The sequence below is a fragment of the Janthinobacterium sp. GW821-FHT03C10 genome (genome assembly GCF_059420865.1).
The window spans coordinates 394,483-417,244 of the sequence record NZ_JBWKUN010000004.1 but is presented as its reverse complement, the minus strand read 5'-3'; the positions used below and the strand labels follow the sequence as shown (position 1 = coordinate 417,244).

Sequence of the window (22,762 nt, the reverse complement as noted above, 5' to 3'; positions counted from 1 at the left end):
TCTGCGGATATCACCCCCCGAAAGGAAAAAAGAATGAATAAATTTGTAACGCTGTTTTTCGCTGCATCCGCAGTGATTGCTGGCTCGGCTTCGGCCCAAACCCCAACCTCCCCACCATTCGCGCCAGTTACCACTGACATCAAAGCACCAAGCCCAAAAAGCGCTTACGTGCAAGATGCCCGCGGCGTGATCGTGCGTGACCCATTCGGCCTGTGCTGGCGCACCGGCTACTGGACACCTGCTGACGCAGTGCCAGGTTGCGACGTGCCACTGTGCGTAGAGCCAGAAACCCTGCAAGACGGCAAATGCGTAGCACCTCCAGCGCCAGTCGTACCAGCTCCAGCACCAGCACCAGTCGTGCCAGTGCCAGTCGTCGTTGCTCCTACCTCGGAAAAAGTCAGCTTCGCCGCTGATGCATTCTTCGATTTCGACAAAGCTACGCTGAAGCCAGAAGGCAAAGCCAAGCTGGACGAGCTGACCGCACAACTGGGCGGCATCAACCTGGAAGTCATCATCGCTGTGGGTCACACCGACTCCGTCGGCACCGATGCTTACAACCAAAAACTGTCGGTACGTCGTGCTGATGCTGTCAAAGCCTACCTGGTCACCAAAGGCGTTGAAAGCAACCGCGTGTACACCGAAGGCAAAGGCGAGAAACAACCTGTTGCTGACAACAAAACTGCCGAAGGCCGTGCGAAAAACCGTCGCGTGGAAATCGAAGTTGTTGGTACCCGCAACAAGTAATAGCTGAACCCCTGGACTTGCCGCGAGTCATCGCGCAAGTCAAGAACAGCATGAAAAACCCCGCCACGGCGGGGTTTTTTTTCGTCCGTGGCTGCCCAATTGTAAAATTGCCGCTATTATTCGACCTATGAACGCCGACCCTCTCGAAATCCAAAAATTCAGTGAGCTGGCCCACCGCTGGTGGGACCCCACTTCCGAGTTTCGTCCCCTGCACGAAATTAACCCCCTGCGCCTGGAATGGATCAACGCGAAAGTGCCGCTGGCCGGCAAGCGCGTGATCGACATCGGCTGCGGCGGCGGCATCCTGGCCGAATCGATGGCCCGCAAGGGCGCCGACGTGACGGGCATCGACCTGTCCGACAAGGCCCTGAAGGTGGCCGACCTGCACAGCCTGGAATCAGGCGCCAAGGTACGCTACAAGCTGATCGCCGCCGAAGCCATGGCCGAGGAAGAGCCGGGCCAGTACGACGTCGTGACGTGCATGGAAATGCTCGAGCACGTGCCGGACCCCGCCGCCATCGTCAAGGCTTGCGCCACGCTGGTGAAACCGGGCGGCCACGTCTTCCTGTCGACCCTGAACCGCAACCCGAAAGCGTACCTGTTTGCCATCCTGGGCGCCGAATACCTGCTGCGCCTGCTGCCGAAAGGCACGCACGACTATGACAAATTCATCACCCCGGCCGAACTGTCGCAATACGTGCGCAGCGCCGGCCTGGACGTCAACAGCATGCGTGGCATGGGCTACAATCCACTGACCAAGATTTACTCACTTAATAGCGATACCAGCGTCAATTATTTGGTCGCCTGCACCCGGCCGCTGTAACCATCACGCACAATACAAGGCGGCTGCGGCCGCCATTTTTCATTCCCACTTGACACAATTTGCCCGCCATGATCACTGACCATCTGCCAGCCCCGCGCGCCATCCTGTTCGACCTCGACGGCACCCTGGCCGACACCGCGCCCGACCTGGCAGCGGCCATCAACCTGCTGCGCGCGCGCGCCGGCCTGGCGCCGACCCCGTATGACATCCTGCGCCCCACGGCCTCGGCCGGCGCGCGCGGCATGATAGGCGCGTCGTATGGCATAGCCCCTGGCGAAAGCGGCTACGAAGCCCTGAAAGACGGCTTCCTGAACAATTACGAAGCGGCCCTGGCGGTGGAAAGCCGTTTATTCGACGGCATCCCCGCCATGCTCGACGGCCTGCAGGCGCTGGGCCTGGCCTGGGGCGTGGTCACCAACAAGGCCGCCCGCTTCACCGACCCGCTGGTGGGCCAGATCGGCCTGGGCGGCGCCGGCTGCGTGATCTCGGGCGACACCATGGCGCACCCGAAACCCCATCCCGCGCCCCTGCTGGAAGCGGCGCGCCGCCTGGACCTGGCGCCGGAAGAGTGCTGGTACGTGGGCGACGACCTGCGCGACATCCAGGCCGGCCGCGCCGCCGGCATGCGCACGGTGGCCTGCGCCTGGGGCTACTGCGGCCCCGTCGAGCCGCAACACTGGAACGCCGACCACCTGCTCGATACGCCGCAAGCGTTGCTGGAACTGGTGACTGGCGTGGTGAAGGCGGCGCAGGAGCGGCAGCTGGCGGCTTGATGGCTTGAAACTGCGCCTGCCTGGCCGTCTATCCATTACTGCGAGTGCCTCATGCAAGAGCGTGAAGATTGCGCTGCAATGAAGGTTCTGTGGGGACGACCTGGTTTCGACGTGGGTTGCAAAGCAGCACACGGCATGCCGAGGGCTGGCCACCTCGTAAATACAACCACTACATTACCGCGAATGCATCATGCAAGAGTGTGAAGATTGCGCTACAATGAAGGTTCTGTGGGGACGACCTGGTTTCGACGTGGGTTGCAAAGCAGCGCAGGGCATACCGAGGGCTGGTTACCTCGTAAATACACCCAGAAAAAACTTAACTGCAAACGATAACTCGTACGCACTGGCAGCTTAATCGCTGTTAGCTCTAGAACACCTCGTCCCTGGGGTGGGCCGTCAAAAGCTCTAGAGTCATTTACAGGGACTCGTCGTATGCTGGGTTACTTAGCGTCCGACTAAATAATAGGTAACTCGCTTGCCCATAACGTGCACATCCGTGCTGGCTGAGTTAAATTAAATGATAGTGCTAAGTATGTAGAACTGTCTGTGGAGTGCTTGCGGACGCGGGTTCGATTCCCGCCGTCTCCACCACTGAATAAATAAAAGGGCTTCCCCGTTTTGGCGGGGAGGCCCTTTTTATTTGTTCCATGCATGCAGAACGCGGGCAGCGCATCCGCGTCCGGTACGGGCGCGGGGGTTTTGCGGGGCCTTCGGCGAGCGCAGCTCGGCGCCGCAAAACCGGGTTGCGCCTGCAAACGCAACCCTCTCCGATTCTTCCGGCTAGGTTTTGCGCCGCCGGCGGTTTTTCCTAACGACAACGTTGGCTGCTCAGGCTGTGTGCGAATGCCGGACCTGACCCTCGCTCCATCAGGGGCCAATGATATAGTGGCGGGAATGTATACACTGAAGGAAATCGCATGAAAAACGACGCAACCGCTCGCCCGCAAACAAACCAGGCACCGGCCAGACTCAGCAAAGGGGACTTCGTCACCGCACTGCGCAAGCTGCTGAAAGAAGCAGGAAAGGCCGGCGAGACCAGCGTGGACGTCCGCGCTGCGAACCTGCACACCGACGTTGGCGTTTATCCCGCGCGCGGCCACTCGATGCCGACCTGTTGCACGGTAATGTATGAAGAGATGCAGCCGGGTGACGAGATACTGCTGACGCCACCCGGCGGCAAAGGACCTACGCTGCTGGTACGGTATAAATTCCCGCGCTGAGGATCGCGGCCTTAGGCTACTGATGGCGATTCGCAGCGCTAATCGGCTCCGTCCGCTTCCCCCCCACACGTCCGGGCAGGCCGGACTTCATAACAGCGACCTCGGCAGCCCAGTCTCATTGTGTTTTCGGGTCATGACGATTGATGGCGCCTGGACTGCGACAGTTTCGGCGTCGTTACCGCCATCAGTATTGCTTGATACGGCCACTTGGACAGAAAAATCCCATGCATCAATGCAGCCGCGCCGAAGGCGTCGAATTGAATGGTTCAGATCTCTTATGGAACATAAAATACGCAAATGGCACAAAGTAGAACACTAGCCAGTGCCCGGAGAAACCACGCACTTGATTTACCTTGAAAGTGGAATACTCCACGGCGGTCAGTTCGCGAATGAAATTTCCACGGTTCAATAGCACAAATTTCCCGTCAACGATCGAAGGATTGCCGCCCGCCGCTTTCATCATGAAGAGTGCAAAATTCACCAATGCGTAAGCAGAAATACAGAGTCCCAGTCCGACCACCCACTTTGGAAAAGCTGCGCGTAGTTCAGCGAACGTTGGTTTGGGGCCGAGTGACTTTCGACTGGAGAAGACAAACGGAATGAACACAACGAAAATGCCGACGTGCAGCCACCAGATCGCAGGAAACTTATCAGACACATTGACTCCCATCAATGCCGCAATGTGCACAATCAGTGCGCTTGCAAAGCCAATTAGTGAGGCAAAGCCAAGAGTTTGGTTCATAGAATCGGTTTGCATATAGCGTAAAGATGTCGGTCTGCAACTAAATTCATAAGTGATGCAACTTCATAAAGTATATTAACTGTCCGGCTTACGTCCTGTGAAAAAAGGCCAAGCAAACACCACAATGCCTGCAACGGCACATCCGGCCAGGCTAACGGCGACACCAAAAATGTACCACGCCACATCGACTCCGTGACTGTAGAGCGTTCCGACAAATAGTCCACTCACTAGCCAGACTAACGCCGCTAATTTAAGCAGAAAATATTTTACTTTACCGATGGGACGATTAAGCCGCATTTGTTGAATAGCGGCCATGCCCATGACTAAACAAGCCACACCAGCCGCAATTATCAAGCGTGAAAACGAATGCTCCATGTCGCAACCTGACTTGTAGCTGAGCCAGCGGGCCCAGAGATTAAAACAGCGAGGGGCTTAAATCCAGCAGCCAATTATCGCTTGCCACTACGTCGCCGGCTTGAGTCTGCACTACGGAACCTGTGCGACCAGACGAATTGGCGAGTGTCCGCCCCAACGCGGATCTTTCAGCGATGGTACGGTTGCCACAAAGACGCCTTAGAGACAGCCCTAAAGATAAATGGACTGTCCCGTGGTGGCGGCCTGCCGTGCGAGCGATTGAAAATCCTTCAAGAGCGGTCGCAAATCTGCTGCATTACAGTCGATCTCTTCAATTTTTGCCCATTGCTCTGATGCGCTCTCCAACCCATCCGCACTTGAGTTTGCGAGAAGGCTCGTCAGCTCGTCCGGAAAACGGTAAAGCCACGACTCACCGTCCTCCCCAACGTAGATGTCTTCAGGCATGTGTTTTTCTATATCCCACTCCCTGCGTTCCAAAAATGGCCCAAATTAACCGAACACCAGCTTAAAGCTAATGCAATTAATAAATATGCTATATTTAATAATACTAAAAATTGGGACTCTCATGGCCGGTGAAATCATACGCAAGGGTGACCCGACAAGCCATGGCAGCGTTGTGCTGGAAGGCTCGACGACGGACATATGCATGGGCTAGCCCATCGCTTATATCGGACACAAAGTTCAATGTCCCAAGTGCAAAGGCATCTTCCCCATTGCCGAGGGCGTTCTCACCACGATCCTGTACGGGAGGGGCGTCACCGTGGCAGGCATGAAGACCGCTTGCGGCGCGACTCTCAACCCTACACAGTTTACCGATACGGTGGAGTGGAGCAGCGGCGACGCGGGTGCGGGGTCCTCGAAAGCTGCCGCCACCCCGGCACTGGTGGCTGCTGCTGGTGCCGCAGCCTCGGCTTTGGCAAAATTCCCGGACGATAGCCCGGATGAACAGATATGGGTCGTTGATCACAAGACGGGCGAGCCGATCCCGGAACTTGCCTATTACATCGAAGCTCCCGATGGTTCAGTCTACACCAGCCTCACCGATGAAGATGGTTTATGCGAACGGGTGGCGACCTACCAGCCAGAGGAATTGTCCGTTTATTTTGGCGAAGACGCCGAAAAGAAAAAACAGGGGGCATGATGCTCGACAAGGTCAAGACTAACTATGAAAAGGAGTCCGTCGTTCCCGTCCCCTACAAACGTAAAGTTCGCTTACTTTTATGGGGTGGCGCAGCAACACCAGGCGACAATAGCGCCGGGCCACTCGCAATGTCATCAAAGCTTACAAAGCAAGCGACAAGTCCAGCACCATTGAGCAGCACCAGATCCGGGTGGCCCAAGACATTATCAAGCATCACGGCGGACTTCTCGACGCAACTTGCCAAAGCGGGCAAGTCTGCGTCCGTTGTTATCGGTCACGCCGACCAGGCCAACCCGAACATCAATGGCGGCGGCGAAAAAAATAGTGAGCAGGATTACAGGCATGGCCAGCGAGTTATCTTCAGCAAAGGCAAGATTATCCAAGTCACCAAGCAGAAGCACCATCTGGCCGAACGCGATCTCGAAGCATTGGCAAAGAAATCCCAACCATGAAAATTGCTCGCCTGCTTTCCTCCAGTTTCCTCGTGCTGGCAGTGGCCCTCGTCGCTTATGGTCTTTTCGGCTTCTCCCGTTTTGCCTGGTACACCGGCGCATACTATGATGAGCGCATGATCTTGTTCGATCACGGCTTCTATCCTTTTGCGTGGGGTATCGCGCTGCTGCTGATGGGGCAGATCGCCCGCTTGCACCATCGTCGACCGGCGATGCTGCTCGCCGCTGGCGCCGCCCTGGCGCTGCTTCTCTGGAAGCGTGCAACAGTGCCCGCTCCTATAGCCAATCAGCAACTTTTCCCGGATCCAGCTTTACTCGAGGGACTGATTGTTACCGCTGTCGTGGTCATCGTCCTGGCACTGATAGACCGTCCCATCGAGCAAGCCATCCGCAAGGCTCTTGCCCGTACCCGGTGATCCCGGGGGCCAGATCCACTCGGATACGATCTCGGCATGAAAAAATCATTGCTACGATATGAGTTGCTTAATAGCCCTTCGATACTTTGCTACCCGCTCCATATCCTTCTGCGTCGGCTCCCCTATCCTCGACAAGTCACTATTCTCAGCCAGATCCGCCAGCTTGACGGCCTTGCCGACCGGGTTCAAGGCCGCGCGGGCGATGAAGGCCTCGTACGACTCGCCCTCGACCTTGGTCACGGCGCGCACGCCGTCGATGACTTCCTGGGAAAATCCTTCGCGCGTCAGGTCGTCGAAGGTGACTTTGCCGTCGCTGTCTTCCACCACGTCATGCAGCACGGCGACGATTTGCTGGGCGCCGGGGGCGACGCGCAGCATGACGCGCAAGGGGTGCAAGATATACGGCGCGCCGCCCTTGTCCGTCTGGCCGGCATGGGTGGCGGCGGCGATTTGAATGGCGCGCTCGAGGGTGCCGCGACTTGCGTGTTCACTCATGCTTACTCCTTGTTCACTCCAGGTTGATTGATGTGTCCGCTGGCACGCCAGCCGCGGCGCTGCAAGTGGCACACGCTGCTGCACAGCAAGGCTGGCACCAATAAATTGAGGACCGGGACGAGCATCAGCAAGCACAGCAGCAGGCCCAGGGCAACAATCGCCGGACCCTGCTCGCGGCGCAGCGCCGCTTGCCGATCCGCGCCAAGCACACCTTCGGCCGCCGCGCCGTAGATCGCCTGGACGTTCCAGGCCAGCAAGTACGCAATCAGTACGCACATGGCCCACACGGGGATCAGCAGGGAAAGCAGCAGCAACAGGCGCCGCCGCCAGGCGGGGCGCGCGGCGGATAGTTGCACGCCGGCCGGCGCCTGCCACGCGGCATAGCGGCGCGCCGCCACGGCCTTGGCGCGTTCCAGCAACAGCCAGCGCAGCGGCAAGCGCGCCGTGCCGATGGCGCCGACGATAAAGACCATCACGTAGAAAAATGCAGCCAGCGCCAGCAGCGCCAGGGCGATCTGGCCTATCGACAGCATGGCTTTGGCGGCGCTGCCCAGACCGCCGGCGATATTGCCCATCTGCGAGATGGTGGCCGGCCCGTTGGCCAGTGTCCCGACGCCATCCATCACGCCCAGGCCCAGCAAGCCGGTGACGGACACCAACGCCAGCATGGCGCCGAGTTCGACAAAAAAACGGCCGAAATAGCTATACAGTCCCAGCCACAGCGCCACGACCGCCATGCACCACAGCGCGGAGCGCCACCACAGTCCCCCATGACGAGTATCGCGCAGCCCCAGGCCGACGCACGTGAAGGCTTGCCGCCAGGCCAACAGCCAGGTTTGCAATGTTTTTGTCACCTTCGGGGCATGCTCCGCAATCAAGGGGCGGATACGTCGATCCGGATGTTGCCGATTGTACATGGACAAGGCTGGCGCACGCGCAGCGCAGGGCAAACCCGACGCAGCGCCATCAGCCTTCATCAAAGGCTATCGAAACGCCAAAGCCGTCGCAGCCTGCTCGGCACTGTCGCAAGCAGACGCATAGCAGACCCGGTTTCTCCCCGATGCCTTGGCCTTGTAGAGTGCCTTATCCGCGAGCTCAACCAACTCGACCGCTTGGTTTTCCAGGTACGTCGGCATCAACGCCGCCACGCCGACGCTGGCCGTCACCACGCCGAGAGGATTGCCCCGATGCTCGATTCCCAGCGATTGCATGGCCTGGCGGACGTCTTCCGCCACCCTCAATGCGCCCGGCAGATCCGTCCCCGGCAATAAAATGACCATTTCCTCGCCGCCATAGCGTGCCGCAAGGTCGCCCGGCCTGCGCATGCTGTAGGCCACCACTTTGCCGAGTTTTCTCAGGCATTCGTCACCGGCCACATGACCATAGATATCGTTGTATTGTTTAAAGAAGTCGACATCGATCAACACCAGTCCAAGTGAGCTATTTTCACGCTGCGCACGGCTGAACTCGGCAAGCAGCGACTGATCGAAGTGGCGCCGGTTCGCCAGCCCTGTCAATCCATCCTGGCTGGCAAGGCGGGCCAGGGTTTCATTGATCAATTCCAACTCGTTGCGCGCCTCGACCAGTCCTGCCTCGCTTTTTACCCGCAAATCGATCAGCCGCACCACGCGGTATCCGATAAACGCGATCAACAGTACCAGCATCCCGCCCACGGCGTTTTGCATCACCGTATCGAGGCGCCATGCAGCGAGGACTTCATCCTGTGACAATGCGGCAGAGACCACCAGCGGATATTCTTCGACTCTTCGATAGCTATTGATACGCGTCACGCCATCGACTCTCGACTTGATCACGGCCGTGCCGACGGGGCTTTTCGGTAAATAATCATGAAATAAGGGAAACTGAGAAAGATCGCGCCCCAGCAAACTCTCATCGAATGGCCTGCGCAATAAAAGAATACCCGCGCGATTCGCAATGAAAATGGCGCCCTTTTCGCCTATCGCAAAACGTTCATAAAACAGCCTGAAATAATGCATATCGATGGTCGCCAGCACCACGCCGCCGAAACTTCCGTCAGGCATATTGATCCGCCGCGACACGGTAACAATCCAGTGTCCCGTCGATTTGCTGCGCACGGGAGGACCGACATACGGCCCCCGGTCAGCATGCGTTCGATGGTAGTTGAAATAATCGCGATCAGAATTATTCAGATTGCTCAACAAGGTTTTCTGAGAGTTCACGAGCCAGCTGCCATCGCTGGCATAGACGAAGATGCCGTGCAGTTGCGGCAGCTCGGCTACGCGGGTGACCAGCAATTTATGGATGCGGGCCAGTTCAAGATCGGAGACACCATCTGTTTCCACCCGCTCCACCAGGCCGACCAGCACCGTATCGGCCTCCTTGATGGTGTCATAGGCATGCTGGGCAACGGATTGCGCCAGATTGGCGCTTTCACGGGCCGCTTCATGCAGTTGCACTTCCCGTGCACGCAAGGTCATCCATAACTGGGTCGCCAGGAGCGACAGGCACACCAGCACGACAAATGCGATCGCCAGCGGCAGCAAGGAAAATCCCCGGAAGCCCGCTCCCAACAATCGTGGCGGCAAGCTGCGTGACCTGGTCATGGATACACTCCCGGTTTGATATCCGGCAAAGTGTGCACCAAATAGGCAGCGACATACTCACACTTCGTCACAAAAGAATGGATATACGCCCATTACGTAAAGACAAACTGGCAGGCCAGTCCGCACGCGTGTCGCGCTTTGATGACGTGTATGACCGGAACGCCACCATCAAATTGATACGCCTGTTTCTGCAACATCCCATGGTCACCAAGGTCTTCTTTAACGATGGCGAGGTGCAAAAGACGATCGCCGGTGGGCGAGTCCGGTCTCTGCAAGGGCACGATGACCATATGAACATTGAAATCAGAGAGCACTGATGAATACTCGGCTTGCATGCTGCACCATGGCGCTCGCGCTATTCTCACCGTCGCAAGCCGCTGACAAGCAGCCGGTCTGGAGTGGCGAACCACGGCCCTTGCGGGGTGACTATCAGATCTATGGTGGAACCTTGTCCGAAATGCTGCCGCCCACGCGAAACGACCGAAAAGTGGCAATCATGGACAAAGGGGAATTGGCACGGGAACTATTTACCCAGATCGGGCCCGACGTGAAACAGGAGCAGGCATGCAGCTCCTCGGCAGACTACCGGGAGCTGCGCAGGGGGGACATTACCTGCGCTCATACAAAAGGAGCAGCATACGCATGCTATTTCGGACTCGATTTGCGTACGGAAAAAGGAATGCATGGAGCGATCTGCTAGCCTGAATTTTGCCTGACTTTGGTAGAACCAAGGCCAGGCACATGGCGCTGCAGCCCTCCTACCTTCGACTCAACGGCACATACTCGCCCGGCAAGCCCGCCGCCTCCAGCGCATCGGCGAACGCCAATAGAAACTTCGCCGGGCCATGTTCGGACACCAGCAGGGAGGCGCCCTTGTGGCGCAGCAGTTTCAATACCTCTTGCTGGTGCGCCTGGTATTCCTGCGAATGGCCGTAGAACGTTTGATACATTTCAAGGGTTTCCATGGCCTTGGCGGCCAGGATGAATTCGGGTTTGTCCATGATGTCTCCTCGTTGTTACTACCAAAACCACGAAAAAAAACCTGCAGGACGTGCTGTCGCGTGCCGGTCGCACTGCCTTGCGGCAACCACATCCGTATTTCCATCATACGCCTCAAGCCGGCCGTTGCGCCGTCCTGCCGTGCATCTTTTTCTCTCCCGCCCGTCCGGCACCATTCCTGCTGTGCGCACGCTAGCCGTGTGGTTCCGCGCGTGGCATCATGCGCGTTGCCCATACACTCCAACGACACATGGACCAATATCACTTCCTCGTAGGCGAATTCAAGAAAAATAGCCCCTTTATTCCCGCCACGGCCAGCGCGCAGCTGTTCGCCTGGTTCGCGCACATCGGCGAACCCGTCGAGCGCTACGGTAACAAGCGCGGCAAGATCGTCAAGTTCTCACAGCGATATTACGAGAAGATGCTGTTCGCGCCAGAGACCAACAGCATCGGACTGCTTTCGCCGCGTATCGTGCCGCCCGACGAAGCTGACGAGGCCGTCAACTGCGACGCGCAGGCCATGTATTCGTCAGACTCGGAGCTGATTCTGTCCATACGCGCCAGCAAGCTTGCGCTGGCGCCGCTGTTCGACGGTGCGCGGGCCATACCCGGCCTGTTTGACCATTGCGAATATGTATACTGCTACGCTGAAACGCAGGGCTATGGCACCGGCTACGCACTCGGCTACCGGCAGGTCGACGAGGCCCACCCGATGACCTTTGGCACGCCTTGCCCCGCAAATAACTGGGCCGCCATCAAGCGGCGCGGGCTGCAAGATGCGCACCTGCGCGATGTCTATCCCATCAATGGTTTCACGCCAGCCGGGCTGGATGCGCTGCCGCCCGGGCGCCGGCAAGCGCTGCGCGCTGCGATGCAAGCCCATGGCCGCTGTGAAGAACATGCCGGCTGGATCTTCTGGTACTTGCAGCCCGGGGAACTGGAAGCGGCCCGCGCCGCACTGAACGCACACGCCATGCTGGGCGCCTACATCAACCACCGAAGCTCATGAGCACACATTTCTCGCTGCACTGTTATCTGCAGGACGAGGCCGCAGAACGGCCCCTGCCCTGTTCCGACGTGACCATCCAGGCCGACCCGGCCACCTTGCGCGCCATTGCCCATTTTCTGCTGGCCAGCGCGGACGCGTTTGATCTGGCGCAAGACCGGGCCGGCATGCACGCCCATCTGCAAGACGAGTGGGAAGGCTGGCAGGACGACTTCCCCGACCTCGTCGTCGTGGCGGCCTGAGGTGAGGCTGAGAATGGTGCCCCGCTTGCTGTGCGTCGGGTAACATACGCCACCCTTGCCATACAGAGAACCTTGATGCCCGATTTCCGAACCGCCCTGCCGTCGCTGCGCGCCGCCGTGCTGGCCGCCGCGCTGGCCAGCCTGTCCGCCTGCGCCAGCCAGCCCGCGCACGAAACGCTGTTCCTCGCCACCACCTTGACCGCCCCGCATTCCTTTACCAAGGGCATCGAAGGGCCCGCCGTCGATGCGGATGGCAATATTTATGCCGTCAACTTTGCGCGCCAGCAAACCATCGGCAAGGTCAGCCCCGGCGGCGCTGGCGAGGTCTACCTGACCCTGCCCGGTAACAGCATCGCCAACGGTATCCGCTTCGGCAGCCGGGGGCAGATGTACCTGGCCGACTACATGGAACACACGATCTACCTGGTCGATCCGGCCACGCGCGCATTGTCCATCCACGCGCGCGAGCCGCGCATGACGCAGCCGAACGACATCGCCATCACGGCCGACGACGTGCTGTATGCGAGCGACCCGAACTGGAAGGAAAACACGGGCCGCGTGTGGCGCATCGCGCAAGATGGCACGGTGACACTGGCGCTCGACACCATGGGCACGGCCAACGGCATCGAAGTGAGTCCCGACGGTAAGATTTTGTATGTAAATGAAAGCGTGCAGCGCAATATCTGGATGTATGACATCGCCGCGGACGGCAGCCTGAGCGGCAAGCGATTGCTGATCAAGTTCGACGATTTCGGCATGGACGGCATGCGCGTGGACGTGGACGGCAACCTTTACGTGACGCGCTACGGCAAGGGCAGCGTCGTCAAATTGTCGCCGCAGGGCCGCATCTTGCGCGAGATCAGCGTGCCCGGTGCCAAACCCAGTAACATCACCTTTGGCGGCCCCGATGGCCGCACGGCGTACGTGACGGAAGTGGTGCAGGGACGGCTGCTGCAATTCCGCGTCGACCGCCCGGGCCTAGAATGGCAGCGGGCGCAGGAGCGCCGCAAAGCCGAATAGCAAGTCACATGGTGCTGGCGGCGCATGGCGCGATGTCGGCTTACGCGCTTACGCGCTAAGCCGACCTACGCTACGCCACGATGCATGCGCAGGCCGGGTAGGCCGGGTAGGTCGGCTTAGCCGGAACGGCGTAAGCCGACGAACCAAATAGACATGGTCCTGGCGGCGCATGGCGCGATGTCGGCTTACGCGCTTGCGCGCTAAGCCGACCTACGCTACGCCACGATGCATGCGCAGGCCGGGTAGGTCGGGTAGGTCGGCTTAGCCGGAACGGCGTAAGCCGACGAACCAAATAGCAAGCCGACGTGGTCCCGACATGCCACGATTGCTCAAGGAATTGAAGCAGCGCCTGAAGATGAGCTGAGGCTCAATATAAAACGTTCTTCGCTTCCGGCAGATCGACATTGGCCTTGGTGACGATCACCACGCCCGTGTTGACGAACGGTGCGACCTTCTTGCCTTCGATCAGGCTGACCAGGGTTTTCACGCCCAGCGCGCCCATCGAATACGAACCCTGCACGGCGGTCGCATACAGGGTGCCGTCCTTGACGAAGTTTTTCAGGTCCTCATTGCCGTCGAAGCCCACGGCGATCACCTTGCCGGCCTTGCCCGCCTGCGCGATGGCGCGGCCCATGCCCACGGCCGTCGGCTCGTTGGCGCCGAAGATGCCCTTCAAGTCCGGATTCGAGGCCAGCACGTCGGTCGTCTGGTTCAGCGCCGTGGCCATCTGCGATTGCGAGTAATACGTGCCGACGATCTGCAGCTGCGAGTTCTTTTCGATGTAGCGCTTGAAGCCGCCCACCCTGCCCGTCTCGGAACCGGCGCCCGCCACGTACGACATCACGGCGATCTTGCCCGTCTTGCCGACCTGCGAAATGAGGGCCTTGGCGCTTTGCTCGCCGGCCGCTTCATTGTCGGTCGACAGGAAGGACTGGTAATAACGCTTGCCGCTGTCGGCCACCAGCGAATCGATCAGCACGACGGGAATCTTCGCTTCCCACGCCTTCTTCAGGGCCGGCACCAGCGCGTCCGGGTCCGACGCGGCCAGCACGATGCCGGCCACCTTGCGCGTGACGGCGTTTTCCACCATGCTGACCTGGTCGGCGATGGCCGATTCCGAGGCCGGCCCCTGGAAGGTCAGGCTGTACCCCTTGGCGTCGGCGGCGCTGGCCGTGGCGCCCTTCCTGACGTTTTGCCAGTAGTTGGAATTGGTCGTCTTGACGATCACGGCGATCTCGCCCGGGGCGGCGAAGGCGGCGCTGGCGCTCAGGGCAAAGGCTGCGGTCAACAGACCGAGTGACATGGCTTTGATGGTGTTCATTGTCGTCCTCATGTAATTATAGATTTATGGATGTGACTACTTTCAGCTGCTGCTTCAGGCGCGGTTGCGCTTCTGATCGATCCAGACGGTCAGCAGGATGACCAGTCCGATAATGATTTGCTGGATAAAGCTCGATACCCCGTTCATGTTCAAGCCGTTGCGCAGGATGCCGATGACGAAGGAACCGATGACGGTGCCGGAAATGGTGCCGATGCCGCCGATCAGCGAGGCGCCGCCGATGACGGCGCTGGCGATCGCATCGAGTTCGTACATCACGCCTTCGTTCGGCTGCGCCGTCACCAGGCGCGACATCAGCACGCAGCCCGTCAGGCCCGACAGGGCGCCGGACAGGGTGTACACCAGCAGGGTCACGCGACCCACCTTCACGCCCGACAGGCGCGCCGCTTCCGCATTCGAGCCGACGGCATAGATATGCCGGCCGAAGGTGGTGCGGCTGAGCATGATGGACACGGCCACGGCGATCACCACCATCAGCACCACCGGATACGGAATGCCGGGAAACACGACTTCGGGAAAGGTGCCGCCCGTGTCTCGCTCGATGCGCCACAGCACGCCGTTACCCAGTTCGCCGAACGACTCGCCCAGGCCGGAAATGGCGCGCGCGCCCGTCACCTGCAGCGCCAGGCCGCGCGCGATCAGCATCATGCCGAGGGTGGCGATGAAGGGCGGCAGTTTCAACTGCGTGATGCAAAAGCCGTTGACGGCGCCGCACATGGCGCCCACCACGACGCCGCCCAGCATGGCGACCGGCACGGGCACGCCGCTTTTCACCAGCAGCGCGGCGGCCACGCCGGCCAGCGCCAGCACGGAGCCGGAACTCAGATCAATGCCGCCCGTGATGATGACGCAGGTGGCGGCTATGCCCAGGTAGGCGATCGACGTCACTTGCAAGGCCACGCTCATGCCGTTGCTGACGGAGAAAAAGGCGTTGCTGGTCAGGGAAAACACCAGCAGCAACAGCGACAGGCTGCCCAGCGCGGCGAATTTTTGGATCAGTTCTTTATTCATTTTTTTAAGCTTTCTGTTTTTAGTGGACTGCCGTCTGGCCAGGAACGGGACTGGCTACGCGCCCCGACGCCAGCTGCATGATCTCTTCCTGCGACGACTCGCGCGTATTGACGATGCCGCTGATGCGCCCTTCATGAAACACGGCCACGCGGTCCGTCATGCCCATGATCTCGGGCAGCTCGGACGTGATCAGCACCACGCCGATGCCTTCCGATGCGAGCTTGTCGAGCAGCTGGTAGATGGCGAACTTGGCGCCCACGTCGATGCCGCGCGTGGGTTCGTCGAAGAAGATGATTTTCGATTCGTGGTACAGCCATTTGCTGATGACGATCTTTTGCTGGTTGCCGCCCGAGAGGTTGCGGGCGACCTGTTGCGAGGTCGGCGTCTTGATACCCAGCGCAGCGATGTACTGCTGCGCCACCGCCTCTTCCCTGGCAAAATCGATGAAGCCGAAACGGTTGGCCAGCGCCGAAACATTCGTCAGGGTCAGGTTGGCCGCCACCGACATGCGCACCGCCAGGCCGTGGCTCTTGCGGTCTTCCGACAGGTAGGCGATGCCGTGTCCGATGGCGTCGATGGGGCTGGTGATCGATACTTGCGTGTCGCCCAGGTGGATCGCGCCGCCGGTGAGCGGATCGGCGCCGAAGATGGCGCGCGCCACTTCCGTGCGGCCAGCGCCCATCAGGCCGGAAAAGCCGAGGATCTCGCCGCGCCGCAAATCAAAGCTCAGCGGGCCGAAGACATCCTTGCGGTGCAAATCGCTCACGCGCAGCAGCACTTCAGCCGTCGGCGTCGAGACGCGGTCGGGGAATTTTTCATCGAGGGTGCGGCCCACCATCCTGGCCACGATGGCGTCCAGCGTGGTGCTGGCAAAATCGTCGGTGCAGACGAATTTCCCGTCGCGCAGCACCGTCACCCTGTCGATGATGTGCTGCATTTCTTCGAGCCGGTGCGAGATGTAGACCACGCTCACGCCGTTGCGCTTGAGTTCATTGATGATGTCGAACAGCTGGCCCGTCTCGCTTTCCGTCAGCGACGACGTGGGCTCGTCCATGATCAGCACTTCCGTATTGAGCGACAGCGCCTTGGCGATTTCCACCATCTGCTGCTGCGCGCAGGACAGGTTTTTCACCAGCTGGCGCGGGTCGATGCGCAGTTTCAAGCGATCCAGCAGCGCCTGCGCATCAGCGCGCATCTTCTTGCGGTCGATGAAGATACCGCGCACCGGTTCGCGCGCCAGGAAAATATTCTCCGCCACGCTCAGGTGCGGGATCAGGTTCAGTTCCTGGTGGATGATGGCGATGCCGGCCGCCTCCGCATCCACGCTGCTGGCAAAACAGCACACCTTGCCCTTGTAGACCAGTTCCCCCTCGTCGGCCTGGTACACGCCGCTCATCACCTTCATCAGGGTGGACTTGCCGGCGCCGTTTTCGCCGCACAGCGCATGGGCCTCGCCCTTGCGCAGGCTGAAACTGACGTTGTCCAGCGCCAGCACGCCGGGAAAGCGCTTGCTGACCTTGTTCAGCGCCAGTATCTCTTCGGATTGATTCATGGTGTGTCTCCTCCACTCCACTGCCATAGGCCGGCGCGCCGATGTCTGAGCATCTTGGCGGCACGCCGGTCTGCTGCCGTATTAACTGTCGATCAGCTGCGGATTCCACGCATGCACGGTCTGCCGCTGTTCGCCGAGGCCGTCGATCCCCAGGCGCATGCTGTCGCCCGGTTTCAGGTACACGGCCGACGGCTTCTGACCCATGCCCACGCCCGGTGGCGTGCCGGTGCTGATGATGTCGCCCGGGTACAAGGTCATGAAGCGGCTGATGTAGCTGACCAGGTTCGCCACGCCAAAGACCATCGTTTTGGTATTGCCGTCCTGGACGCGCTTGCCGTTCACTTCCAGCCAAAGGCCCAGGTTTTGCGGGTCCGCCACTTCATCGCTTGTGACCAGCCAGGGGCCGATGGGGCCGAAGGTATCGCAGCCCTTGCCCTTGTCCCACTGGCCGCCGCGCTCGAGCTGGTATTCGCGTTCGGACAGGTCATTGACAACGCAGTAGCCGGCCACGTACGACAGCGCCTCCGCTTCGCTCACATAGCGCGCGGTGGTGCCGATCACCACGCCCAGCTCCACTTCCCAGTCACTTTTCTGCGAATCCTGCGGCAGCACGACGGCGTCGTTGGCGCCGATGATGGCGCTGGTGGCTTTCATGAACAGCACCGGCTCAAACGGCACGGCCATGCCCGATTCGGCCGCATGGTCGGCGTAGTTCAGGCCCACGCATAAAAACTTGCCCACGCCCTGCCAAGGCGGCGCGATGCGGCCGGGGTTGGCCACCACCGGCAGGCTGCCGATATCGATGGCCGCCAGGGTCGCCAGGCCATCCTTGCCCAGGGTCGCGGCCGTAATATCGGGCAACACGCCGGACAGGTCGCGCACGGCGCCGTCAGCATCGATCAAGGCAGGTTTTTCAGCGCCCTTGGCGCCATAACGCATCAGTTTCATGATTAAACTTTCAAGTAAACATCAAACAACATAAAAAGTTCGGTAGCAATCAGGCCCGCGCCTTCACGACACCCGACAAAACCGTAGCGAGCGGAAGCGAGATGTGGCCGAGAAGCGCAGCTGTACGAATGTACAGTGAGCATCGCAAGCCGCATATCGCGACGCGCAGTAGGTTTGGTCGGATGTCCTTAGTTAGACCAGCCGCCATCGATGACGTGAGTCATGCCGGTCGTAAAGGCGGATTCGTCGGAAGCCAGATACACGGCCAGGGCGGCGATTTCCTCTGCCCTGCCCACCCGGCCCATCGGCTGGCGGGCCACGAAAGCGGCTTGCACTTCATCGACACTCGCGCCCGTCGCCGCCGCCTGGGCGGCAATGCGTTCCTTCAGCGAGGGCGACTCGATGGTGCCGGGGCAGATCGCATTGCAGCGGATGCCGCGCGTGACGAAATCGGCGGCCACCGACTTGGTCATGCCCACCACGGCCGCCTTCGAGGTGCCGTAGATAAAGCGGTTCGGCGCGCCCTTCACGCTCGACGCCACCGACGACATATTGACGATGGCGCCGGCGCCCCTGGCCAGCATGCCGGGCAGCACGGCGCGCATCAGCCGGTACATGGAGCGGGCGTTGATGTCGAAGGAACGGTCCCAGGCCGCATCGTCGCAATCGAGAATGGTGCCGCCATCGACGAAGCCGGCGCAGTTGAACAGGATATCGACGGGACCGATCTCGCCGGCCAGCGCGGTGATCGCCGCGCCATCGGTCACGTCGAGCAGGCGGATGGCGCAGCCCGTCGCTTCCTTCAGTGCGTCGAGCTGGCTCTGGTTGATATCGGTGGCGATCACGGTCGCGCCTTCGCGCACGAACGCTTCGGCCGTGGCCCGGCCGATGCCCTGGCCGGCGGCGGTGAGCAGGGCGATTTTTCCTTGTAGTCTGGCGATCATGTTGTCTCCTTTTATTTTTAACCCAACACCTTAACTGCTGGGGTCAGACCCGGCGGGTCTGACCCCGGATTCTTGCTAAGCAAGGTAGAAAACCTGCTCCATCATCGCCCAGTGCTCGCCCTCGGCGCGCGAGGCCAGCGGCTGCTGGCAGGGGGCGCAAAAGGTCCACCAGCGCTGCGTTTCCGGATCGGCGGCGATGGCCGCCATGTCGGCCTCAAAATCCTCGCCGTGGTATTCCCAGTAACCGAACAACAGGTTTTCCGGCTCGCGCAAAAAAATCGAATAATTGCCGACATGCGCGGCTGCCAGCTTGGCCAGCACCTGCGGCCAGACGGCGGCGTGCAGGGTCTTGTATTCCGCGATGCGGTCCGGCGCGATGCCGATGACCATGCCCATTCTTTGCATTTCAGCTCCTTTTTGTTGGCTTACGCCGTACCGGCTAAGCCAACCTACAGTTGGCATCGCGGTGTTTCGTAGGTCGGCTTAGCCGGCACGGCGTAAGCCGACAAGCCAGCCACCTCATTTAAGCCCATAAAACCGGCAAGCATTGAGGCCGAAAATATCGTCCCTGTCCTGCTGATCGAGATGCGCCAGCAGCGCCTCGCTGGCGGCCAGCCAGGTCGCATAGCCGCCTGCCAGGTCGACTACCGGCCAGTCGCTGCCCCAGATCACGCGCCGGGGGCCGAACACGTCCAGCACATGTGCGGCATAGGGGTGCAGCTCGTCCACGTTCCAGCCAGGCCTCGCTTCCGTCACCAGCCCGGACAGCTTGCAGTGCACGTTCGGCAGCGCGGCCAGCTGCGCCATGTCTTCGCGCCAGCAGCCGAAGACGGCATCGGCGATCGGCGGTTTGGCCGCATGGTCGATCACGATGGGAAGCAGCGGATAATCGCGTGCGCAACGCAGCAACGCGGGCAAGTGGCGCGGCAGCACCAGCGCGTCCAGCCGCAAGCCGTGTGCCGCCATGGCCCTCAACGCCGGCGCGAGCGCGGGATCGGCGATCCATGCATCGTCGTCGAGGTCCTGCAGCATCGGGCGCAGGCCTTTGAGCTTGCCGTGCGATGCCAGGCGGGCAATCGCCGCCGGCGCATCCATCGCCAGCAGATCGGTCCAACCCACGACGGCGCGGATAAAGCTGGTCTTGTCCGCCAGCGCCAGCAGGTAATCGGTATCGGTGGACGACGGCAGCGACTGCACCAGCACCGTTCCAGCGATGCCGTGTTCGGCCAGCAGAGGCGCCAGATCGGCGGGCGCAAAATCGCGGTGGATGGCGGCCAAGGATGGCGGCGGCCAGCTGCCGCCGCGCGCGGCCAGTTGCCAGAAGTGCTGGTGGGCGTCGATGCGCATCATGCGGCTCCCTTGGGCACGGGTGCGCGCGCGTCGATCAGGCCAGCTTCCTGCAAGGCCGTCCACAAGGCGTCCGGCAAGGGCGTGGCGAACCAGTCGAGGTTTTGCCGCAGCTGCGCCAGGTCCTGGCCGCCCGGGATGCAGGAAACGACGGCCGGATGCGCGAGGGGGAACTGCAGGGCGGCAGCCTGCAGCGGCACGTTGAATGCGCGGCAGACGGCGTCCAGGCGCGCCACGCGCTGGAGTATCGCGGCCGGTGCCTCGGCGTAATTGAATTTGCCGTTCCCGGCCAGCACGCCCGAGTTGAACGGGCCGCCGATCACGATGGCGTTGCCGCGTTCCACGCACAGGTCCAGCAATGGCGACAACGAAGACTGCTCCAGCAAGGTGTAGCGGCCCGCCAGCAGGGTGCAATCGAGGTCGAATTCCGCCATCGCCCGCAGCACGATCTCGGATTCGTTGACGCCGAGGCCCACCGCCTTCACCTGGCCGCTGGCGCGCAGCTGGTCCAGCGCGCGAAAGCCGCCGCCGGTCGTCAGCTGGCGCCAGTATTGCTGCTCGCGTGCGCCATGCGTGGCCTTGCCGATATCGTGCACGAACAGGATATCGATGCGCTCGAGCCCCAATCGCTGCAGGCTGTCGTCGTGCGAACGCAGCACGCCGTCATACGTGTAGTCGTAATGGGGGCGGAACGGCAGCGGCGCGGCAAAGCCGTCGTCGCCGGGACGCACGCAGGCGTCGGGCCGCATCAGCCGTCCCGCCTTGGTGCTGACGACAACATGATCGCGGGGCCGCTCGCGCAGCGCCGCGCCGAGACGGTGTTCGGACTGGGTATAGCCGTAGAACGGCGCCGTGTCGAAGAAGCGCACGCCGGCGTCCCATGCGCCATCGAGGGTGGCGCGCGCCTGCGCGTCGCTGACCGGCTGATACAGGCCGCCCAGCGGCGCGCAGCCCATGCCGATGCAGGGCAGCGAGAGGCCGCCACGCGGCAAGCTACGCAATTGTGTGACATCCATGAATCCGGCCCTCAAGCAGCGCGCAAGGGGAAGCAGCCTGGCCCCACCGCGGCGAATTGTTTATAGGTCAGCACGAATTCCTGGTGGCCCAAGTCTTCCGAGCGGCTCAGTTCTCCGTTGGCCACGTTCAGCACGGCGGTGACGATCTCGGCGCCCACTTCTTCCAAGGTGGCTTCGCCCGTGAGTATCTTGCCGGCGTTGATATCCATGTCGTCGGCCAGGCGCTCGAAGGTTTGCGGATTGGCGCACACCTTGATGACGGGAGAAATCGCCGAGCCCACCACGGAGCCGCGTCCGGTAGTGAACAAGGTGATGTGGGCGCCGCAGGAAATGAGTTCGACGATTTCCGCGTTGTCCGACACGTTCGGGAAACCGAAGCGCGGCTCGCCGTCCGGTACCACGTCGAGCAGGTACAGGCCGCCGCCGGCCGGCTGGTCACCCGGCTTCAGAATGCCGACGATGGGCGAGGACCCGCTCTTGGCGTAGGCGCCCAGCGACTTTTCTTCCTGCGTGGTGAGGCCGCCATCGGCGTTCCCCGGCGAGAAGCTGCCATGGCCCATGATGGTGTAGTAGCGCGCGGCCTTGGCCACGGTTTCGACGATGGCGTTGCCCAGGTCCGGGCTGACGGCGCGCCGCTGCATGTGGTGTTCGCAGCCCACCAGTTCGCCCGTCTCCTCGAAGATGCAGGGGCTGCCGGCCGCGATCAGCGTGTCGAAGGCGACGCCGACGGCCGGGTTGGCGCTGATGCCGCTGGTGCTGTCGGAGCCGCCGCAGATGGTGGCGACGACCAGTTCATCGATCCCCATCGGCACGCGCACCTGCCGCGCCAGGTGTTCCAAAGCCCAGCCTATCCATTCGACGCCGCTGCTCACGCTGGGGCGCGTGCCGCTGTTTTCCTGGATGGTGATCGTGTGCACGGGGCGGTCGCTGTCGGCCACGGCGCTGGAGAGGCCATATTTGTTGAAGCCTTCGCAGCCCAGGGAGACCAGCAGCACGGCGCCCACGTTCGGGTGCGTCAGCAGGCGGCGCATCACCTGGTCCGCGTATTCGTTGGGGAAGCAGCCCGTAAAGCCGATCAGGTGCACGGGCTGGCCGGGAAAGGCGTTGACCATCAGGCGCGCCACATGGTGCGCGCATTCGACCATATAGGCCACTACCACGATATTGCGGATGCCCTTGCGGCCATCGGCGCGCAGGTAGCCCGACAGGGCGGGTGTCGTTACGGGAGCGTTCATGCTTGGTCGTCCTTGTGCAGGAAATGGTGGCCGTCCTGGCCCAGGGTAAACGTGGGGATGTAGTCGCTTGCCAGGTTGTGCGTGTGGATATGCTCGCCGATGGCGACGGGAGCCGTGATGCTGCCGATCAGGGCGCCGTAGCGCAGCACCTTGTCGCCCACGGCCAGCGCGCGGCGCGCCACCTTGTGGCCGATCTGGATGTCTTGCGCCAGGGTGACGGGCAGTCCATCGATGGCGACGACGTCGCCGCTGGCCAATGCTGTCCTGGCGATCAGGCAGTTATCCTCGGGCGACATCAGCAGCAGGCTGGCAGGCCGGGAAGCGAGGCTCATGGCGC

28 protein-coding genes and 1 other RNA gene are annotated in these 22,762 nt (G+C 61.1%); 12 read left to right on the top strand and 17 right to left on the bottom strand.

Annotated elements, in window-relative coordinates; all coding sequences use genetic code 11:
- Positions 1 to 33 precede the first annotated feature (33 nt).
- From ompA to AC07VH_RS16160, 5 genes are all read left to right on the top strand, one after another.
- Complete coding sequence (gene ompA / locus AC07VH_RS16180; protein WP_436542644.1) at positions 34 to 744, top strand: outer membrane protein OmpA; 711 nt, start codon at positions 34 to 36, stop codon at positions 742 to 744.
- 127 nt (positions 745 to 871) lie between these two features.
- Positions 872 to 1,567, top strand: coding sequence for a bifunctional 2-polyprenyl-6-hydroxyphenol methylase/3-demethylubiquinol 3-O-methyltransferase UbiG (gene ubiG / locus AC07VH_RS16175; protein ID WP_230538500.1), 696 nt, complete (start codon positions 872 to 874; stop codon positions 1,565 to 1,567).
- A gap of 68 nt (positions 1,568 to 1,635) precedes the next feature.
- Positions 1,636 to 2,340 carry an HAD family hydrolase gene (locus tag AC07VH_RS16170; protein WP_489628518.1) on the top strand — a complete coding sequence of 235 codons (705 nt, stop codon included), beginning with the start codon at positions 1,636 to 1,638 and terminating at the stop codon, positions 2,338 to 2,340.
- A 230-nt stretch (positions 2,341 to 2,570) separates the two neighbouring features.
- Positions 2,571 to 2,931, top strand: a transfer-messenger RNA (tmRNA) gene (gene ssrA / locus AC07VH_RS16165).
- 326 nt (positions 2,932 to 3,257) lie between these two features.
- Positions 3,258 to 3,560, top strand: a complete 303-nt coding sequence (locus AC07VH_RS16160) for an HNH endonuclease (protein ID WP_494788666.1) — start codon at positions 3,258 to 3,260, stop codon at positions 3,558 to 3,560.
- A 229-nt stretch (positions 3,561 to 3,789) separates the two neighbouring features.
- Here the strand turns inward: AC07VH_RS16160 and AC07VH_RS16155 are convergent, their stop codons facing one another.
- The 3 genes from AC07VH_RS16155 to AC07VH_RS16145 all read right to left on the bottom strand — a co-directional run bounded on the left by AC07VH_RS16155 (position 3,790) and on the right by AC07VH_RS16145 (position 5,121).
- The gene (locus AC07VH_RS16155) at positions 3,790 to 4,302 is read right to left on the bottom strand and encodes a hypothetical protein (protein ID WP_494788665.1); all 513 of its coding nucleotides are present in this window, start codon (positions 4,300 to 4,302) and stop codon (positions 3,790 to 3,792) included.
- A gap of 75 nt (positions 4,303 to 4,377) precedes the next feature.
- A complete protein-coding gene (locus AC07VH_RS16150; RefSeq protein WP_475415719.1) occupies positions 4,378 to 4,677 on the bottom strand; it encodes a hypothetical protein in 300 nt (99 codons plus the stop codon).
- 210 nt (positions 4,678 to 4,887) lie between these two features.
- Complete coding sequence (locus AC07VH_RS16145; protein ID WP_489628556.1) at positions 4,888 to 5,121, bottom strand: hypothetical protein; 234 nt, start codon at positions 5,119 to 5,121, stop codon at positions 4,888 to 4,890.
- 214 nt (positions 5,122 to 5,335) lie between these two features.
- Here AC07VH_RS16145 and AC07VH_RS16140 point away from each other — a divergent pair, with 214 nt between their 5' ends.
- The 3 genes from AC07VH_RS16140 to AC07VH_RS16130 are packed head-to-tail and all read left to right on the top strand — an operon-like array spanning position 5,336 to position 6,686.
- Complete coding sequence (locus AC07VH_RS16140) at positions 5,336 to 5,818, top strand: PAAR domain-containing protein (protein WP_494788751.1); 483 nt, start codon at positions 5,336 to 5,338, stop codon at positions 5,816 to 5,818.
- Entirely contained in the window at positions 5,815 to 6,270 is a 456-nt protein-coding gene (locus tag AC07VH_RS16135; RefSeq protein WP_494788664.1) for a hypothetical protein, read from the top strand. Before AC07VH_RS16140 ends, AC07VH_RS16135 begins: the two co-directional genes overlap by 4 nt.
- Positions 6,267 to 6,686, top strand: a complete 420-nt coding sequence (locus tag AC07VH_RS16130) for a hypothetical protein (RefSeq protein WP_489628558.1) — start codon at positions 6,267 to 6,269, stop codon at positions 6,684 to 6,686. The genes AC07VH_RS16135 and AC07VH_RS16130 overlap by 4 nt, the downstream gene beginning before the upstream one ends.
- A gap of 51 nt (positions 6,687 to 6,737) precedes the next feature.
- Here the strand turns inward: AC07VH_RS16130 and AC07VH_RS16125 are convergent, their stop codons facing one another.
- The 3 genes from AC07VH_RS16125 to AC07VH_RS16115 all read right to left on the bottom strand — a co-directional run bounded on the left by AC07VH_RS16125 (position 6,738) and on the right by AC07VH_RS16115 (position 9,766).
- Complete coding sequence (locus AC07VH_RS16125; protein WP_494788663.1) at positions 6,738 to 7,181, bottom strand: hypothetical protein; 444 nt, start codon at positions 7,179 to 7,181, stop codon at positions 6,738 to 6,740.
- 2 nt (positions 7,182 to 7,183) lie between these two features.
- The gene (locus tag AC07VH_RS16120) at positions 7,184 to 8,035 is read right to left on the bottom strand and encodes a hypothetical protein (RefSeq protein ID WP_494788661.1); all 852 of its coding nucleotides are present in this window, start codon (positions 8,033 to 8,035) and stop codon (positions 7,184 to 7,186) included.
- A gap of 129 nt (positions 8,036 to 8,164) precedes the next feature.
- Positions 8,165 to 9,766, bottom strand: coding sequence for a diguanylate cyclase (locus tag AC07VH_RS16115; protein WP_494788660.1), 1,602 nt, complete (start codon positions 9,764 to 9,766; stop codon positions 8,165 to 8,167).
- 77 nt (positions 9,767 to 9,843) lie between these two features.
- Between AC07VH_RS16115 and AC07VH_RS16110 the strand changes: the two genes are divergently transcribed.
- Entirely contained in the window at positions 9,844 to 10,083 is a 240-nt protein-coding gene (locus tag AC07VH_RS16110; protein WP_494788659.1) for a hypothetical protein, read from the top strand.
- Between the two features lie 441 nt (positions 10,084 to 10,524).
- Here AC07VH_RS16110 and AC07VH_RS16105 read toward each other — a convergent pair whose 3' ends face one another.
- Positions 10,525 to 10,767 (bottom strand): hypothetical protein, encoded by a 243-nt coding sequence (locus tag AC07VH_RS16105; protein WP_034781982.1) that lies wholly within the window; start codon positions 10,765 to 10,767, stop codon positions 10,525 to 10,527.
- A 248-nt stretch (positions 10,768 to 11,015) separates the two neighbouring features.
- Here AC07VH_RS16105 and AC07VH_RS16100 point away from each other — a divergent pair, with 248 nt between their 5' ends.
- The 3 genes from AC07VH_RS16100 (at position 11,016) to AC07VH_RS16090 (ending at position 13,033) form a co-directional block, all read left to right on the top strand.
- A complete protein-coding gene (locus AC07VH_RS16100) occupies positions 11,016 to 11,774 on the top strand; it encodes a hypothetical protein (protein ID WP_494788658.1) in 759 nt (252 codons plus the stop codon).
- A complete protein-coding gene (locus AC07VH_RS16095; protein ID WP_489628564.1) occupies positions 11,771 to 12,013 on the top strand; it encodes an Imm32 family immunity protein in 243 nt (80 codons plus the stop codon). Before AC07VH_RS16100 ends, AC07VH_RS16095 begins: the two co-directional genes overlap by 4 nt.
- Before the next feature lie 75 nt (positions 12,014 to 12,088).
- Positions 12,089 to 13,033, top strand: coding sequence for an SMP-30/gluconolactonase/LRE family protein (locus AC07VH_RS16090; protein WP_494788657.1), 945 nt, complete (start codon positions 12,089 to 12,091; stop codon positions 13,031 to 13,033).
- A 367-nt stretch (positions 13,034 to 13,400) separates the two neighbouring features.
- Here AC07VH_RS16090 and AC07VH_RS16085 read toward each other — a convergent pair whose 3' ends face one another.
- The 10 genes from AC07VH_RS16085 to AC07VH_RS16040 all read right to left on the bottom strand — a co-directional run bounded on the left by AC07VH_RS16085 (position 13,401) and on the right by AC07VH_RS16040 (position 22,757).
- The gene (locus AC07VH_RS16085) at positions 13,401 to 14,336 is read right to left on the bottom strand and encodes an ABC transporter substrate-binding protein (RefSeq protein WP_494788750.1); all 936 of its coding nucleotides are present in this window, start codon (positions 14,334 to 14,336) and stop codon (positions 13,401 to 13,403) included.
- Between the two features lie 72 nt (positions 14,337 to 14,408).
- The gene (locus AC07VH_RS16080; protein ID WP_034759656.1) at positions 14,409 to 15,383 is read right to left on the bottom strand and encodes an ABC transporter permease; all 975 of its coding nucleotides are present in this window, start codon (positions 15,381 to 15,383) and stop codon (positions 14,409 to 14,411) included.
- 19 nt (positions 15,384 to 15,402) lie between these two features.
- Positions 15,403 to 16,935: a sugar ABC transporter ATP-binding protein gene (locus tag AC07VH_RS16075; protein WP_494788656.1), complete on the bottom strand. Its 1,533-nt coding sequence runs from the start codon at positions 16,933 to 16,935 to the stop codon at positions 15,403 to 15,405.
- An 81-nt stretch (positions 16,936 to 17,016) separates the two neighbouring features.
- Positions 17,017 to 17,883: a fumarylacetoacetate hydrolase family protein gene (locus AC07VH_RS16070; RefSeq protein ID WP_494788655.1), complete on the bottom strand. Its 867-nt coding sequence runs from the start codon at positions 17,881 to 17,883 to the stop codon at positions 17,017 to 17,019.
- 188 nt (positions 17,884 to 18,071) lie between these two features.
- Positions 18,072 to 18,827, bottom strand: coding sequence for an SDR family oxidoreductase (locus AC07VH_RS16065; RefSeq protein WP_494788654.1), 756 nt, complete (start codon positions 18,825 to 18,827; stop codon positions 18,072 to 18,074).
- A 75-nt stretch (positions 18,828 to 18,902) separates the two neighbouring features.
- Positions 18,903 to 19,232, bottom strand: a complete 330-nt coding sequence (locus tag AC07VH_RS16060) for an L-rhamnose mutarotase (protein WP_475417473.1) — start codon at positions 19,230 to 19,232, stop codon at positions 18,903 to 18,905.
- A 114-nt stretch (positions 19,233 to 19,346) separates the two neighbouring features.
- Positions 19,347 to 20,177: an amidohydrolase family protein gene (locus tag AC07VH_RS16055; protein WP_494788653.1), complete on the bottom strand. Its 831-nt coding sequence runs from the start codon at positions 20,175 to 20,177 to the stop codon at positions 19,347 to 19,349.
- Complete coding sequence (locus AC07VH_RS16050) at positions 20,174 to 21,190, bottom strand: aldo/keto reductase (protein WP_494788652.1); 1,017 nt, start codon at positions 21,188 to 21,190, stop codon at positions 20,174 to 20,176. The genes AC07VH_RS16055 and AC07VH_RS16050 overlap by 4 nt, the downstream gene beginning before the upstream one ends.
- An 11-nt stretch (positions 21,191 to 21,201) precedes the next feature.
- Complete coding sequence (locus AC07VH_RS16045) at positions 21,202 to 22,425, bottom strand: UxaA family hydrolase (RefSeq protein ID WP_494788651.1); 1,224 nt, start codon at positions 22,423 to 22,425, stop codon at positions 21,202 to 21,204.
- Positions 22,422 to 22,757 carry a UxaA family hydrolase gene (locus AC07VH_RS16040; RefSeq protein WP_070221792.1) on the bottom strand — a complete coding sequence of 112 codons (336 nt, stop codon included), beginning with the start codon at positions 22,755 to 22,757 and terminating at the stop codon, positions 22,422 to 22,424. Before AC07VH_RS16040 ends, AC07VH_RS16045 begins: the two co-directional genes overlap by 4 nt.
- Positions 22,758 to 22,762: the final 5 nt, after the last annotated feature.